At 41.6% G+C, this 13,762-nt stretch carries 14 protein-coding genes; 4 read left to right on the plus strand and 10 right to left on the minus strand.

The features are described 5' to 3' along the window. Positions 1 to 323 precede the first annotated feature (323 nt). Positions 324 to 545, minus strand: coding sequence for a hypothetical protein (locus ACTWPM_RS16625; RefSeq protein WP_443134149.1), 222 nt, complete (start codon positions 543 to 545; stop codon positions 324 to 326). 121 nt (positions 546 to 666) lie between these two features. On the opposite strand from ACTWPM_RS16625, the gene pdaB reads away from it, so the two are divergent. Next, positions 667 to 1,425, plus strand: a complete 759-nt coding sequence (gene pdaB, locus ACTWPM_RS16630) for a polysaccharide deacetylase family sporulation protein PdaB (RefSeq protein ID WP_443134150.1) — start codon at positions 667 to 669, stop codon at positions 1,423 to 1,425. Positions 1,426 to 1,460: 35 nt separating this feature from the next. On the opposite strand, the gene ACTWPM_RS16635 is transcribed toward pdaB, so the two are convergent. Further along, positions 1,461 to 2,060: a KinB-signaling pathway activation protein gene (locus tag ACTWPM_RS16635; protein WP_443134151.1), complete on the minus strand. Its 600-nt coding sequence runs from the start codon at positions 2,058 to 2,060 to the stop codon at positions 1,461 to 1,463. 138 nt (positions 2,061 to 2,198) lie between these two features. On the opposite strand from ACTWPM_RS16635, the gene gerD reads away from it, so the two are divergent. Continuing rightward, entirely contained in the window at positions 2,199 to 2,846 is a 648-nt protein-coding gene (gene gerD / locus ACTWPM_RS16640) for a spore germination lipoprotein GerD (RefSeq protein WP_443134152.1), read from the plus strand. Positions 2,847 to 2,892: 46 nt separating this feature from the next. On the opposite strand, the gene ACTWPM_RS16645 is transcribed toward gerD, so the two are convergent. Then, positions 2,893 to 3,945, minus strand: a complete 1,053-nt coding sequence (locus tag ACTWPM_RS16645; protein ID WP_443134153.1) for a P-loop NTPase — start codon at positions 3,943 to 3,945, stop codon at positions 2,893 to 2,895. A 79-nt stretch (positions 3,946 to 4,024) separates the two neighbouring features. After that, complete coding sequence (gene cwlD / locus ACTWPM_RS16650; RefSeq protein WP_443134199.1) at positions 4,025 to 4,747, minus strand: N-acetylmuramoyl-L-alanine amidase CwlD; 723 nt, start codon at positions 4,745 to 4,747, stop codon at positions 4,025 to 4,027. Positions 4,748 to 5,179: 432 nt separating this feature from the next. Here cwlD and ACTWPM_RS16655 point away from each other — a divergent pair, with 432 nt between their 5' ends. Both ACTWPM_RS16655 and ACTWPM_RS16660 read left to right on the plus strand, forming a co-directional pair. Continuing rightward, the gene (locus ACTWPM_RS16655; protein ID WP_443134154.1) at positions 5,180 to 7,279 is read left to right on the plus strand and encodes a hypothetical protein; all 2,100 of its coding nucleotides are present in this window, start codon (positions 5,180 to 5,182) and stop codon (positions 7,277 to 7,279) included. 237 nt (positions 7,280 to 7,516) lie between these two features. Continuing rightward, positions 7,517 to 9,175, plus strand: a complete 1,659-nt coding sequence (locus ACTWPM_RS16660) for a hypothetical protein (RefSeq protein WP_443134155.1) — start codon at positions 7,517 to 7,519, stop codon at positions 9,173 to 9,175. Positions 9,176 to 9,345: 170 nt separating this feature from the next. Here ACTWPM_RS16660 and rpsI read toward each other — a convergent pair whose 3' ends face one another. The 6 genes from rpsI to ACTWPM_RS16690 all read right to left on the minus strand — a co-directional run bounded on the left by rpsI (position 9,346) and on the right by ACTWPM_RS16690 (position 13,621). Next, positions 9,346 to 9,738 (minus strand): 30S ribosomal protein S9, encoded by a 393-nt coding sequence (gene rpsI, locus ACTWPM_RS16665; RefSeq protein ID WP_014641454.1) that lies wholly within the window; start codon positions 9,736 to 9,738, stop codon positions 9,346 to 9,348. A gap of 19 nt (positions 9,739 to 9,757) precedes the next feature. Then, on the minus strand, positions 9,758 to 10,195 hold the full coding sequence (gene rplM, locus ACTWPM_RS16670; RefSeq protein ID WP_443134156.1) for a 50S ribosomal protein L13: 438 nt from the start codon (positions 10,193 to 10,195) through the stop codon (positions 9,758 to 9,760). A 189-nt stretch (positions 10,196 to 10,384) separates the two neighbouring features. Beyond that, positions 10,385 to 11,128, minus strand: coding sequence for a tRNA pseudouridine(38-40) synthase TruA (gene truA / locus ACTWPM_RS16675; protein WP_443134157.1), 744 nt, complete (start codon positions 11,126 to 11,128; stop codon positions 10,385 to 10,387). A 15-nt stretch (positions 11,129 to 11,143) separates the two neighbouring features. Next, positions 11,144 to 11,941: an energy-coupling factor transporter transmembrane component T family protein gene (locus ACTWPM_RS16680; protein WP_443134158.1), complete on the minus strand. Its 798-nt coding sequence runs from the start codon at positions 11,939 to 11,941 to the stop codon at positions 11,144 to 11,146. Further along, positions 11,934 to 12,806: an energy-coupling factor ABC transporter ATP-binding protein gene (locus ACTWPM_RS16685; RefSeq protein ID WP_443134159.1), complete on the minus strand. Its 873-nt coding sequence runs from the start codon at positions 12,804 to 12,806 to the stop codon at positions 11,934 to 11,936. The genes ACTWPM_RS16680 and ACTWPM_RS16685 overlap by 8 nt, the downstream gene beginning before the upstream one ends. After that, on the minus strand, positions 12,782 to 13,621 hold the full coding sequence (locus ACTWPM_RS16690) for an energy-coupling factor ABC transporter ATP-binding protein (protein ID WP_443134160.1): 840 nt from the start codon (positions 13,619 to 13,621) through the stop codon (positions 12,782 to 12,784). The genes ACTWPM_RS16685 and ACTWPM_RS16690 overlap by 25 nt, the downstream gene beginning before the upstream one ends. Positions 13,622 to 13,762 lie beyond the last annotated feature (141 nt).

The raw sequence follows: 13,762 nt of genomic DNA on the forward strand, positions 1-13,762 counted from the left end.
ATGAAAGAATATCTTGACGTACTGGTTGGTTCGTTCAGTTTTCAAAGATCAAAAGATTTCGTTTGCCGCTTCAAAACAGCGACTTAATAATCATATCATTGTGACTCATTTAAGTCAACAACTTTTTGAAATTAATTTTTGTTTGCTGTCTTCGGCTCGCATTTCATTTGCTCGCCTTTCCCGACAACGATTAATAATATACCATGGATTAAAATTAGAATGCAATACTTTTAAGCAATTTTTTTATCTTTTTTTAGGTTTCCTATATATACGGGGGATTTAAAAAGAAAAAAGCTCAGGATAAGCCCTGAACTTTAATGCTTTTAGTTTTCTTTTTTCTTTTTGGGCATGTATCGCAGACATTCTTCCCGAGAACCAAACCTCCGAAATATTTGAAACAAAACGTCGTATCGCTCTTCCATCGCTTTTTTAATCCCTATATCTATTCGATGGTCTCCTAAATCAAATGTGATTTCTTCCATCTCTCTTTTTAAAAGGTATTCCATTTCACGTTGTTCTTGATCATTGATTATTATTCCGTGCATAGCCAGAACCTCCCTGATAACCAACCTTTTATATTTTTACCCCAAATTCATTGTTTTTAGCATAGGTTGTCCTATATTTCATATGTATAGAACATATTGGAAGGAAGGAGTTGCAGAAACCTTGAGCTTTTATACATGGAAAATGGAACGTTTAAAGCGATATGGAATTGTAGTAACGCTCGCCCTCTTTTGCGCTTTGTTTCTCTGGTTAGGTCAGTGGAGCCAGATTCCTGTGTTCTCTAATAATGATGAGCCTCGTGCACTAACCCAGGGAAGCAAGGATTCATCGTTAGTTGCTTTGACTTTTAATATTAGCTGGGGAAGCGACAAAGTTTATGAGATCTTAGAACAGTTGGAATCACACCAGACCCAGGCGACTTTTTTTGTCAGCGGAGAATGGGCAGAACGCCATCCAGATATTGTGACAGCTATCCAAGAAGGAAAACATGAAATTGGGATGATGGGTTATGAATATGAGAGCTATTTAGAATTAAAACCTGAACAAGTACGATCGGACTTAAGTAAAGCTCAGGAAACATTTGAAAAATTAGGATTTGAGGAAATCAAATGGATCCGTCCTCCTCATGGACATATGGATAAAGAAGTGCTGAAGCTGATTGAAAACGAAGGCATGCAGGCCGTGCAATGGAGTCTGAATCCTAGAGACTGGGAAAACCCTGGAACAAACGCCATTATTGATCAAGTATTAAATGAAGGCAAAAAAGGAGATATTATATTATTACACGCTTCAGATTCTGTTAAGCAGACTCCTAAAGCTTTGGAAGTTATTCTGCCTGGTCTGAAACAAAAAGGATTAAAATTTGTCAGCATATCAGAACTGGTCAGCGGGGGAGAATCTGAGACTACTCAAATTGATTAAAAAAAGCCACTGTGGAGACACAGTGGCTGGTTACGTTAAGCAGAGGTTCCCTGGTTATTATTTAGACGATGTAGAAGCAGAAGCTGATAAGCATTACAAGCAATAAGAGGAATAATCATCATCCATATATAGTCACTTCCCTGTGCTCTCAAAGCAGGTACCCACTCCACTGTGGTAACAACCACCATAAAAAATAAGGCCGGAATAAAAGCATGCCGCTTCGTCTCTTTTGCTTTTACAGTGGCCACCACTAAGGAGATAACTAAAATTCCCAAGGCAGTTAATAAAAACCCTCCAATTGAACCTTCTTCAGACGCTTGATAACGGAAGTAAACGAGATCGAACAATGTAAAGGCAATTAAAAATAATTGCAATGCAGGCCAGAAAGATCTGAATAATCCTTTCCCAAACTGATTAACCGTTAGATAAGCAAAAAAACCCATCTGGCTAATGACGCTGAATATAAACCCAAGACCGGAAAAGAATAATAATAAACCCACTAATTCAAATAATTGAAAGGGTTGAAGAACTTCGGCATAAGAATCCTGTTTAAATATAAAACTGGTTACGAGGGTTAAAACTCCGCCAAGCAGCAGCGTTGTTAAAAATAACCTCACCCATTTACGACTATTCACGCATGTTCCCCCTAAATGCAAAAAAGATTTTCCTTCGTATTTTATCATGAAGTACAGCTTTTTTCCTCCTGCCGTATAAATTTTGTCGAAACGCGAATAGTAATAGCAAGGAGAACGAAAGAAAGGGGACATCCTATTATGTCCAAAATTCGCTTATTATGTCCCGTCATCATTCTTGTTTTCCTGGCAGCTTGTAACGGCAGCTCAGGAGCAAGCCAACAGGCGGATTATGATACAACGAAAAAAATGATTGTAGATATACTGAAAACCGATGAAGGCAAAAAAGCCCTCACGGAAGTTCTCTCTGATGAAAAAATGCAGCAATCCATGACTCTTGAATCTGAAGTGGTGGCCCAATCGGTCAGTGAAACCTTAGTTTCTGATAAAGGAAAAGAGTTCTGGAGTAAGCTGTTTGCCGATCCTACATTCGTACAGGGTTTCAGCAAAACCTTGGAAGAACAAGAAAAGGATCTTATGAAAGGTTTAATGAAAGACCCTGAGTACCAAAAGCTCTTAATTGAGATATACAAAAATCCCGAAATGATGGAGCAAATGGTTACGGTTATGCAGGGGCAGAAGTTCCGTGAGCATCTTGAGAAAACAATCCAGGAGACATTAAATAGTCCTGTGGTTCAAGCCAAGATTAGCGATACGCTGTTAAAAGCTGCAGAAAAAATGAAAACCGGAGAAGGTTCTTCCTCTTCCGGGGGAGAAGGTCAACAAGGTGGAAGTGAAGAACAATCCGGCAACGGCGGTCAGGAACAAGGCGGCGAATCTTCCCAGTAAAAATCACGCGTTTCCCTTATAGTAAAGGGATACGCGTGATTTTTCATTAGTACTTATCGATAATTTTTGCTGCAATATTACGGTAGCTTAAACCGATTGGGTGATCAGATTGATAAACGGAAGGAGCGAAGACATCTTCGTCTTCATACGGCTGTTGCAAAGGAATATGTCCTAGCACACCGGTTTGCAGTGTTTCAGCAAGCTTCGTTCCTCCTCCGCGTCCAAAGACAAATTCTTTGTTTCCGGTTTCCTTACTTTCAAAGTAAGCCATGTTTTCGATAACTCCTAAGATTTCATGCTCCGTCTTCAAAGCCATCTGACCAGCTCGTGCCGCTACAAAGGCCGCAGTCGGGTGAGGAGTTGTCACAATAATTTCCTTAGACGAAGGCAGCATAGAATGAACATCTAAAGCTACATCTCCTGTTCCAGGAGGTAAATCAAGAAGTAGATAGTCAAGGTCGCCCCACTCTACTTCTTTAAAGAAGCTTGTCAGCATCTTGCCAAGCATAGGACCTCGCCAAATGATTGGAGAATTATCTTCTACAAAGAAGCCCATGGATACAACTTTTACCCCGAACCGCTCAACAGGAATGATCTTTTCTCCACGTACAACCGGGCGTTCTTCCACACCCATCATATCCGGTACACTAAAGCCATAGATATCAGCGTCAATAATTCCTACCTTTTTACCCAAACGTGTAAGTGCTACTGCCAAGTTGACGGTAACTGTTGATTTACCAACACCGCCTTTACCACTGGCAACGGTAAGGAATTTTGTATTGGAGCCGCCATCAAGTAAAGATTCTTCCTGCTGACTTTCCGCTTCCGGCTGAAATTTATTAATTACATCTTCTGGAAGTTGATCAAAACGAAGCCCTACAGTAGCTGCGCCGCCGCTTTTCAGTGCGTTTACTATTGTCTGTTGAAGTTCCATTTGTTCAGCTGTATTTGTCTTAGCAATTAAAACTTTTACACTGACGTGGTTTTTTTCTTCTTTTATTGATATATCCTCAATCCCACCGGTTTCTTCTAACGTTTTATGTAAAAACGGATCTTCGATTGGATGAAGGATTTCGAGTACTTTTTCTTGTGTTAACAAAGCCGTTCACCATCCTTAGAAATGTTCAATAATGCAAGTATAACATATCTGGAACGCTTTCTAAGTAATATGCTTACAATCAATTTTCAGAAGGATATTCTCTTTCTGTCACATAGCGCAGTACTCCCTGGTAAATGGAGGCAGCCATTTTCCTTTGATACTCCTCCGACTTCAGCAGTTCCCTTTCTTCTCCGTTTGAGAGAAAGCCCGCTTCTACAAGTGCTCCTGGGACCTCTACATGTTTCAGAATATAAATGGATGTCAAATCCATGGCCTGCCTGTTTGTATTTTCAAGATTGGTACTAATTTCGGATTGAATAAATTTAGCCAGGTGTTCACTCTCAGGGGTGCTTGAATTAAAGAAAGTCTGAGCTCCTCTCCATTTAGGAGATGGAATCGCATTTAAGTGAATGCTTAAATAAAAATCCGCTTCTTTTTCTTTGATGTACTGAACCCGGTTACGAATATCTTCTGATTTCCGCCTGGATAAACTCCCGGCATTTTCAGATGCGAGGTCCTTATCTTCGTTTCTTGTTAAATACACGAGTGCTCCTGCTTCTTGCAGATAATCTCGCAAGTATTCACTCATACGAAGCGTGATCTCTTTTTCCTGTGTCCCATCTTTTCCTTCTGCTCCACCATCCGGCCCTCCATGTCCTGGATCAAGGACAATAACCTTTCCAGATAGAGGAGATGACCACAGGGTCCAGGCGTCTTTTGCTTCTTGCAGGGGATAAGATACAAGACAGACAAGTATTATTATTCCCACTAACCATAAAGGTGTCTTCATTTGACGGAACATCATTCCACACTCCTTACACTCCCTAATTCACTATATGGGACAGGACTGGAGAATATGAACAGATGAGTGGGATATACCACCTTTCATTTTCTTCCTTCGTAAACACCTTAATCTTGTACCTCTTCATTCTCCGTTATTATGACTTTAATGGAAGCTTATTCGTTTAAAGCACTAAAAAGCAGACAAACGCGCAGTCAATAATGGAATAGAAGATAATAATAAAATCGGCTAACTACTGCTTTCATTATAAAGAACCCTATCTATGTCAAAAAGTCATGGTTAGGGTTCTTTAGTGTAAGTTCGAATATTTTTAATTGGTTTACCAAAACTAGCATTCTGCCTAATTTACAGGAAACCTTCCCCGAGTATGGATCGATCGCATATAAATGCTATATCTGAATGCAGATGAAAATTTGGAAAAGGAGGTTCTATATGAAATTTAAAGCAACCCAAAAAACAATTTCTATCAGTCAACAGCAGCAAGCCCAAAACGAGCCAACATGCATGATTGATAATCTAACCTGTACCGAGATCCCACAGCAAGGTAGTCGTTCAGAAAAAGTATTCATACTCCCTGACGGTTCAGCGGTCACCCTTCAACGTGTAAATATAAGAATCATGGGAACCGTGACAGTATCTCTTAATGATGTCACTACGGACCCAATGGACTTCAGCATTTGTGAGAGTTATTACTTATGCGCCCCTTCAGGGACAGAAATCAACTGCCAGGTTACTGATAGCTCATGTCAGGTTTGCACCGTTACAACTAGTGAATCAGGCACAGACATTGAGGTCATCATCGACTTGTGTGTAGATGTAAAATCTACAGCCAATGTCACGTTAGGTCTTGAAGCCGCTTTTTGTAATCCGCGAGAACAACAAATAGAACGCACTTGCCCTAATCCAGTGCATCCGCCCCAATGCCCTTCTATATTTGGAAATGCTGGAGCATCACCTGAACAGAAATGCCCGATTATCTATTCGAACTCATTGGAAGTAGCCCCACAGCAAGAGGAAAACCTGTGTATTCGTGCAGATAGCGTATATGACTGGATCCAAAATCGCGTGAATACTACGGTGACGATTAATATACCTCCCCCTCTTTTCTGTGTCTATATAGTTAGTGAAGTAGTTGGTGAATGTGGGGATATCGTGACAGGGGATGTTATTTGTTTTCCTTGCGATGAGCCCTGTGAAGAGACCCTCCAATGCACAAATGATACCTGTTCGTTGACATTAACAAGGAGGTCTGAAGATTGTGTGCCTTGTCCTCTTGATGCCGTGACGCTTCCAGTGGGATTCTACTGTGCAATCCCGTCATGCGTTTACACAGTGAATGACATTGCCGGGGAATGCTTGGGTCTTACTGAAGGCGACTTAATCTGTTTTCCATGCGAAGAACCTTGTGCCGAAACACTTCTTTGTTCAAATCAGACGTGTAGCATAGAGCTGGAAAGAACTACAGAAACCTGTCTCCCTTGCCCACAAGATGCGGTTCCACTCCCCACAGGATTATCTTGTACTATTCCCACGGGTCGCATCCTTAATGTCAATACAGGAGTTTATTATGACTTTATTGCAGAGGCAGTGGAAGCAGCTGAAGACAATCAAACCCTGCTAGTGACTCCAGGTGCCTATCCTCAGGATGCTGAGCTAATTATTGATAAATCTTTAACAATTAGAGGTTTCTCAGCAGACGAAACAGAGATTACTTTCTCTGCTGCCTTTACAGGAGCCACCGCTGTTAGTCTTGAAGCAGATAATATAACCCTGGAAGGTCTTTCCTTTATGCGAGAGCTTACTGGCGCAGCGGATGAGACGTTACTTCGGATTCCTGCAGAAGGTGTAGAGGACTATTATGATGGCATAACAATTCAAAATTCCAGATTTGAGGGCGGGCAACGAACTCTTATTATTAATGCATCTAACCTTACTCTCTTAAACAATACAATTATTCATACTGGTAACACGGAGCGCTCTGTAGAAATACGTGGTACTTTTGGGGAAACACAAATTACAGGAAATACCTTTCAAGGAAATGCAACCAGCCTTGCCGCCCTGTATTTTGAACCAGACACTCCTGTCGACGTATTAAGGGGAACTTTTAGAATAGAAAATAACGTGATGGCAAGACATTCTCAATTCGTATTGTTCGACACTGGAACGATGATGGATGTTTCAATTTTTGTTGAAAGGAACACAATTGATCATGAGGATCGCGTTGGAAGCTCAATTATCTTTCTGCCCCAGAACTTTCCGGGGGTCGACACCATTCTCATTCAAGAAAATGATATTACTAACCTCAATACCGGAAGACTAGCCGTTTATGTCGATTACAGCTTGGGAAATTCACCTGCCGCCACGAATCAAATTCAGGTGTTTCGAAATACAATGAGGTTCTATCCACCACCCTGGGGGAGAGTTTTTGATATTGCCTCTAATGTGGCGCCTGTAGGTTTCCGAACTCCTGCTCCGCCTCAAATGAATATTAATGCCTTTGAATTGGTCGATAATATTGTAATTACCACCTAACCTTTATCAGAAGAATATTGAATAAACGACCAATAGCAGATGAAGCATTTGGCCAGAAGCCTTATCTGCTTTTACTCTTTCAAAGTCAGGTACCTTTAGATCGCTTACCCTACCAAATCCTTTACCAAAATTGAGAAGGATTCTGCCTATTTTGTTTATATTTTTCCCACCCTTAATGCATCGCATATAAATACAATATCTGAAAACAGATACATCTATTAGGAAAGGAGGTTCGATATGAAACTTAAAGTAACTCAACTCCAACAAGCGGAGAACAACATATCATGCATAGTTACTAATTTAAGTTGTACGGAGCTCCTCCAGCGAGACGGTCGTCAAGAAAGAGACTTTACCCTTCCAAACGGTAGTACCGTTACACTCCAACGCGTCAATCTACGGGTCACCGGAACCGCGATGGTTACTTTTGAAGATGGAACTACGGAGTCCGCTGAATTTAGTATTTGCGAAAGTTATTACTTATGCGCTCCTCAAGGAACAGCCATCGACTGTCAGGTTATTGAATACTCGTGCCAGATTTGTACGGTTACAACTTCAGAAATTAATGTTGTTATTGATGTGTGTGTAGAAGTAAAGTCCATCACTACGGTTACGTTAAGCATGGATGCTGTCTTCTGTAATCCCAGAGCGCAGCAAATCGACAATTTCTGCCCCCCTCCTGTGCTTCCACCGCAATGCCCGGCAGTGTTCGGCCGCGGAACATCAGAGAGCGAAACGAGTTACCCACTGCTCGCTTCCAATCCACTTATAGGTGTACAGCTAGAGGAAAACCTATGTATGCGTGCAGCAAAAGTTTACGATTGGATTCAGGACAGAATTCATACTACGCTAGCGATTGGCAGACCTTTGATTACAGGACGTATCTTTAATGTGGACCAAGGCACCTTTTATGATTTAATTGATGTCGCATTTGAAGATGCAAATTCGGGCGACACATTACTCATTTCGCCAGGAACTTATCCTCAGGATACTTCACTCCTCATTGATAAATCTTTAACGCTCCGTGGAAGCTCTGCGGAACAGACCAGAATAACCTTCCCTGATACCATCCCTGACGCTGCTGCCTTAAGACTACGCGCTAATAATATTACTGTAGAAAGGCTTTCTCTCTCCAGAACAACAGACGAAAATGCCAAGGAGGAGGAAACCTTGCTAGAAATCCCTCAACGAGCACCAGGCGAATATTACAAAGGGATAGCTATCCGTGATTCCATTCTAGAAGGTGGAAAACGAACCGCCCGTGTAAAGGCAGAGAACCTTACCTTTGAAGGAAATACTATCATTCATACAGGAGATGAAGAATCTATAGCGGTTAAAGGGGCCTTAGGAGAAACGACCATTAAAGATAATGCTTTTCGTGGTGGTGCGCTAAGCCAAGGCACAGTTTCGTTCGCGAGAGCTCGTGAAGAAGATCGATTTGAAGGCACATTGAGGCTCGAAAGAAATAGAGTGGAACGACATACTCAACTTGCCTTATTCGACACGAGAAAGTATGAAGATGTCTCTATTCTGGTTAGAGAAAACGAAATGGATCACCAGGATCGGGGAGGCAACTCCATCGTCTTCTTACCATTTGAATTTCCAGGGGTAGATTCAATTCTTATTGAAGATAATGATATAACTAACCCTCACCCAGGTTGGCTTGCTGTGTATGTGGATTATAATTCTGGCGGTGAAACATCTCCAGAGCCAGGGCAGATCCAAGTGCTTATCAATCGGCTTGTTTTTGAACAGCCCTGGGGAGAAGAAACAGACATTATCTCACCTGTAGCTCCAGTAGGATTTACTGCATCTGGTGAAGACTTCAGCATGGGACCAGAGGATTTTGTATTACAAGGTAATATCGTACCCAACGAACCACCGCAGGTAACAGAATAAAAAGGAACGAGAGAAAAGCACTTCATGACGCTTTTCTCTCTCCATATAACAAAAAGTTGAACCCCTCTCAACACTAGACAATAATATTTTTTCCATTGAATTTAGTTGCTAAAAAGATATAAAAAAGACTCTCAACCAAAATGGTTGAGAGTCTTTGAGTTGTTGATATCTTAACGTTTGGAGAACTGTGGAGCACGACGAGCACCTTTAAGACCGTATTTCTTACGCTCTTTCATACGTGCGTCACGCGTTAGCAGTCCTGCGCGTTTAAGTGGTGTACGGTATTCTGGATCTGCTTCTAACAAAGCACGAGCGATACCGTGACGGATAGCACCAGCTTGACCAGTGAATCCTCCACCGTCTACATTTACATAAACATCATAGTTACCTTCTGTTTCTGTAACAGCTAGAGGCTGTTTCAGAATCATGCGAAGAGTTTCATATGGAAAGAAGTCTTCAGCATCACGTTTGTTGACTACTACACGACCAGTTCCTGGAACAAGACGTACACGAGCAGTTGATTTCTTACGACGTCCAGTACCGGAGTATTGTACTTGTGCCACTCTTGATTACCTCCTTTTATTATCCGCGAAGTTCGTAAACTTCTGGTTGTTGTGCTTCATGCTTGTGTTCGTTACCTGCATAAACATGAAGTTTTTTGCCCATCTTACGTCCAAGGCTTCCTTTTGGCAGCATACCTTTAACAGCAAGTTCTAGCATTTGCTCTGGGTATTTCGTACGCATTTCGTTAGCCGTACGGGCCTTCAAACCACCTGGGTGATTTGAATGACGATAGTAGATCTTGTCATTGATTTTGTTACCAGTCAGTTGAATCTCTCCAGCGTTGATGATGATTACGTGATCACCTGTGTCAACATGGGGAGTGTACGTTGGTTTATTTTTACCGCGAAGGATCGCAGCAACTTCGCTTGATAAACGGCCAAGTGTCTGCCCTGCAGCATCCACAACATACCATTTACGTTCCACGTTGTTTTCATTTGCCATGAAAGTTGTGCGCATGTCGGTTTCCCTCCTGAATTGTTAATTTTACTAAGCTTCGTTTATTTATCTCAAATACGATTAGTTTCCGGGGCTAATCGTGGTATAGAAATAAAATGCCATAGAATATAATATAACACTCTTATTACTAATGTCAAGAGAATACACACCAGGAATCGTTGTTATTATTAAAAAAATATCTATCAACCTTTATTCATAATCGACCTTCCATAAAAAGAGACCATGTGGAGGAGCAGTCTTCCCTGCGAATTCACGGTTCTGTTCTTCAATGATAGATAGAATATCTGCTGGTTCTCTCTCGTGATGCCCCACTTCAAGCAATGTACCTACAATAATCCTCACCATATTATATAAGAAACCTGAGCCTTTGAATTGAAAGATAAGTTCTTCACCCTTCTGTTCCACAAAGGCCTGACGAATGGTGCGTACTTTGCTGCCTTTCACATCTGACTTTAGTGAACAAAAAGAAGTAAAGTCATGCTCTCCCTCTATATAACGGCATGCTTCTCTCATAGCCGTAATATCCAGTTCTTTCTTTATATGATAATAATAGTGTCGCTTGAAAATATTGGGTTCTTTAGAATTCCAAATGAAATAGCGATACTCTTTTCCAGTGGTATCGTATTGGGCGTGAAAATCGCTGCTAACAGGCTCAGCTTGTGTGACCGTTATGTCTGCGGGAAGCATAGTAGCGAGGGCACGTTTCCAGTTATCCATCGGTATCTTCAGCTCCGTATCGAAGTGAATGACTTGTCCTACAGCGTGAACTCCTGAGTCCGTCCGACCAGAAGCTGTCACTCTTATCTTCCGCCCCTTATGCATTTTAGTAAGAACTTTTTCCAGCTCCTCCTGTACGGTCCTTCCATTGGCCTGTATCTGATAACCCGCATATTTTGTACCGTCATACTGAATGATACATCGTATTCGCTCCAAAACGTTTTCCTCCATTTAACTTCTGGTTAAAAAAAGACCGATTACTAATAAAATAAACATGATATATAAATAGACATCTAATTTACCTAAATGCAGTTCTCTTAATTTTGTACGGCCTTCACCGCCTTGATAGCCTCGTGCTTCCATGGCCATAGCCAGCTCCTCAGCTCTTTTAAAAGCACTGACAAACAAAGGTACCAAAAGAGGGATTACCGCCTTCACACGGTCCTTAAATGACCCTGTGCGGAAATCTACTCCACGAGAGGCCTGAGCTTTTGATATTTTTTCCGTCTCCTGCATGAGAGTAGGAATAAACCTTAAAGAAATGGACATCATCAGGGCTAGTTCATGTACGGGAAAGTTAACTTTTTTCAAAGGACCTAACAGCTCTTCTATGGCATCAGTAATTTCAATGGGTGTGGTCGTAAATGTTAAAAGCGAGGTCACCATGATTAGTAGAAAGAAGCGAAGCGAAATAGCTGCGCCTTGAATGACGCCCTCTTCATAAATATCCCACCCTAAAATACTAACTAATACTTCTCCCTGTTTGGTTACTATAAGATGTAATAGAAAAGTGAAGATAACTAAAAACCATACAGGTTTAAGACCTTTCATAATATAACTCAGAGGAATGCGGGAAATGGCAGCACTGCCAACAGCAAACAAAGCAAGAAGCCCGTAGCTCATAACAGAATTAGCAAAAAACACAATGATTACAAAGAAGAAGATAATCGCAATTTTAGACCGAGGATCCAGACGGTGAACAAATGAATCACCCGGAATATACTGACCGATAATCATTGAATTACTCATACACCCGGTCTCCTTTCACTATACGGGTTAATTCCTTTGCTAATTCTGTTATGCTCTGTCCTGTGTATTCTAACTCTACTCCCAGCTGCTCCCTGACTTTTGTTACAAACTGTATAACCTCCGGCACGTCCAGCTGCACATCCTCAAGGGCTTTTTGCTGCTTGAATATATCCAATGGAGCACCTTCCATATATACTTTACCCTGATTAAGAATCACAATATGATCTGCGTAAGCAAGCGCATCTTCCATGCTGTGAGTAACGAGAATCGTTGTCAGCTGTTTTTCTTTATGCAGCCGATAGAACATACGCATGATTTCCTTCTGTCCATTAGGATCCAAACCTGCCGTAGGCTCATCAAGTACAAGTACTCGCGGGTCCATGGCAAGAACTCCTGATATAGCTACCCGGCGCATTTGCCCCCCGCTTAGATCAAAAGGAGATCGTTCGAGCAACTCTTCGTGAAGCTGAGTTGCTTCTGCTGCTTCACGCGTTCTTCGTTTGATTTCTTCTTCCGAGACCCCAAAGTTCTGGGGTCCAAATGCAATATCCTTTGCTACTGTTTCCTCGAATAACTGATGCTCTGGATACTGAAAAACCACTCCTACCTGTTCGCGGAGTTTTCTAAGCTGTTTGTTTTTCTCATTTGCCTTAAGATGGTATTCACCAACTTTTACTTCACCACTAGTGGGTTGAAGCAATCCATTCAGGTGTTGAATAAGGGTGGATTTCCCAGAACCTGTATGGCCGATCACTGCTACGTAAGCACCAGAGTTGAGCTTAAAGGACACTTCATCCAGCGCACGATGTTCAAAAGGGGTATTGGGTTGATAGGTATAACTTACCTTGTCGAATGCAATGTCCATAATTCCTCCAGCAACTCCTGGTGATTCAGTGGCTCACGTGTTAAAGGCAGACCAGCATTCTTCAATTCATCTGCTAGTTTGCTTACAAAAGGAGTATCTAAGCCAATTTCAATTAATTGTTCTTTCTTGGTGAAGACTTCTCTTGGAGAGCCTTCCATCCAAATCTCTCCCTTGTTCATTACAATCACCCTGTCAGCCTGCGTGACTTCTAGTAAATCATGAGTAATGGTAATGAGTGAAAGATCTCGCTCGGATTGTACTTCACGAATGGTTTCCATAATTTCTTTTCGACCTTTGGGATCAAGCATAGCTGTTGCTTCATCCAGAATAATATACTGGGGAGATACGGCAAGCACACTGGCAATCGCCACTCTTTGCTTCTGCCCTCCGGAGAGCCGATGAGGTTCATGACGCTCATAACCCTTCATCCCTACGGCTCCCAGGCTCTCTGTAATGCGTTCTAACATTAAGTCTCTTGCCATGCCATGGTTCTCCATACCAAAAGCCACATCGTCTCTTACTGTAGTACCCACAAACTGGTTGTCCGGATTCTGAAAAACCATGCCCACTTTCCTGCGTATCTCCCATACACTGGAACCTGTAACTTGTTGACCGTCTACTAAGATTTCCCCTTCTTGAGGAAATAACAAACCATTCATTAACTTAGCAATGGTAGATTTCCCGGAGCCGTTATGACCAATCATCGCAACCCATTCATTATTGTTAATGGTAAAACTTACATCCTTCAGAACCCACGGCATATCTTCCTGGTACCGAAATGAAACATTTCTAAACTCGATCTGAGTGTTCCCCATACATTTCCCCTCCACTCATCTGACTATTTCCCAGGAAATACGACAATTTTCCGGATAGATCTTTATTTAAATCCCTAACATACTTTTACGGTCTTTAGGCCATAGTAAAAATAGTATTTTTGACAAATAAAAAAAGGGCTG

This window comes from Halobacillus sp. K22, assembly GCF_052246795.1.
In the GTDB taxonomy this organism is placed as follows: domain Bacteria; phylum Bacillota; class Bacilli; order Bacillales; family Halobacillaceae; genus Halobacillus.

Bases quoted from the DNA above. Each gene is read 5' to 3' on its own strand.
- ACTWPM_RS16685 (WP_443134159.1), bottom strand. From the start codon at position 12,806: ATGGACATTGCATTCGACAAGGTAAGTTATACCTATCAACCCAATACC.
- ACTWPM_RS16660 (WP_443134155.1), top strand. From the start codon at position 7,517: ATGAAACTTAAAGTAACTCAACTCCAACAAGCGGAGAACAACATATCA.
- ACTWPM_RS16680 (WP_443134158.1), bottom strand. From the start codon at position 11,941: ATGAGTAATTCAATGATTATCGGTCAGTATATTCCGGGTGATTCATTT.
- ACTWPM_RS16690 (WP_443134160.1), bottom strand. From the start codon at position 13,621: ATGGGGAACACTCAGATCGAGTTTAGAAATGTTTCATTTCGGTACCAG.
- ACTWPM_RS16655 (WP_443134154.1), top strand. From the start codon at position 5,180: ATGAAATTTAAAGCAACCCAAAAAACAATTTCTATCAGTCAACAGCAG.
- gerD (WP_443134152.1), top strand. From the start codon at position 2,199: ATGTCCAAAATTCGCTTATTATGTCCCGTCATCATTCTTGTTTTCCTG.
- ACTWPM_RS16625 (WP_443134149.1), bottom strand. From the start codon at position 545: ATGCACGGAATAATAATCAATGATCAAGAACAACGTGAAATGGAATAC.
- rplM (WP_443134156.1), bottom strand. From the start codon at position 10,195: ATGCGCACAACTTTCATGGCAAATGAAAACAACGTGGAACGTAAATGG.
- cwlD (WP_443134199.1), bottom strand. From the start codon at position 4,747: ATGTTCCGTCAAATGAAGACACCTTTATGGTTAGTGGGAATAATAATA.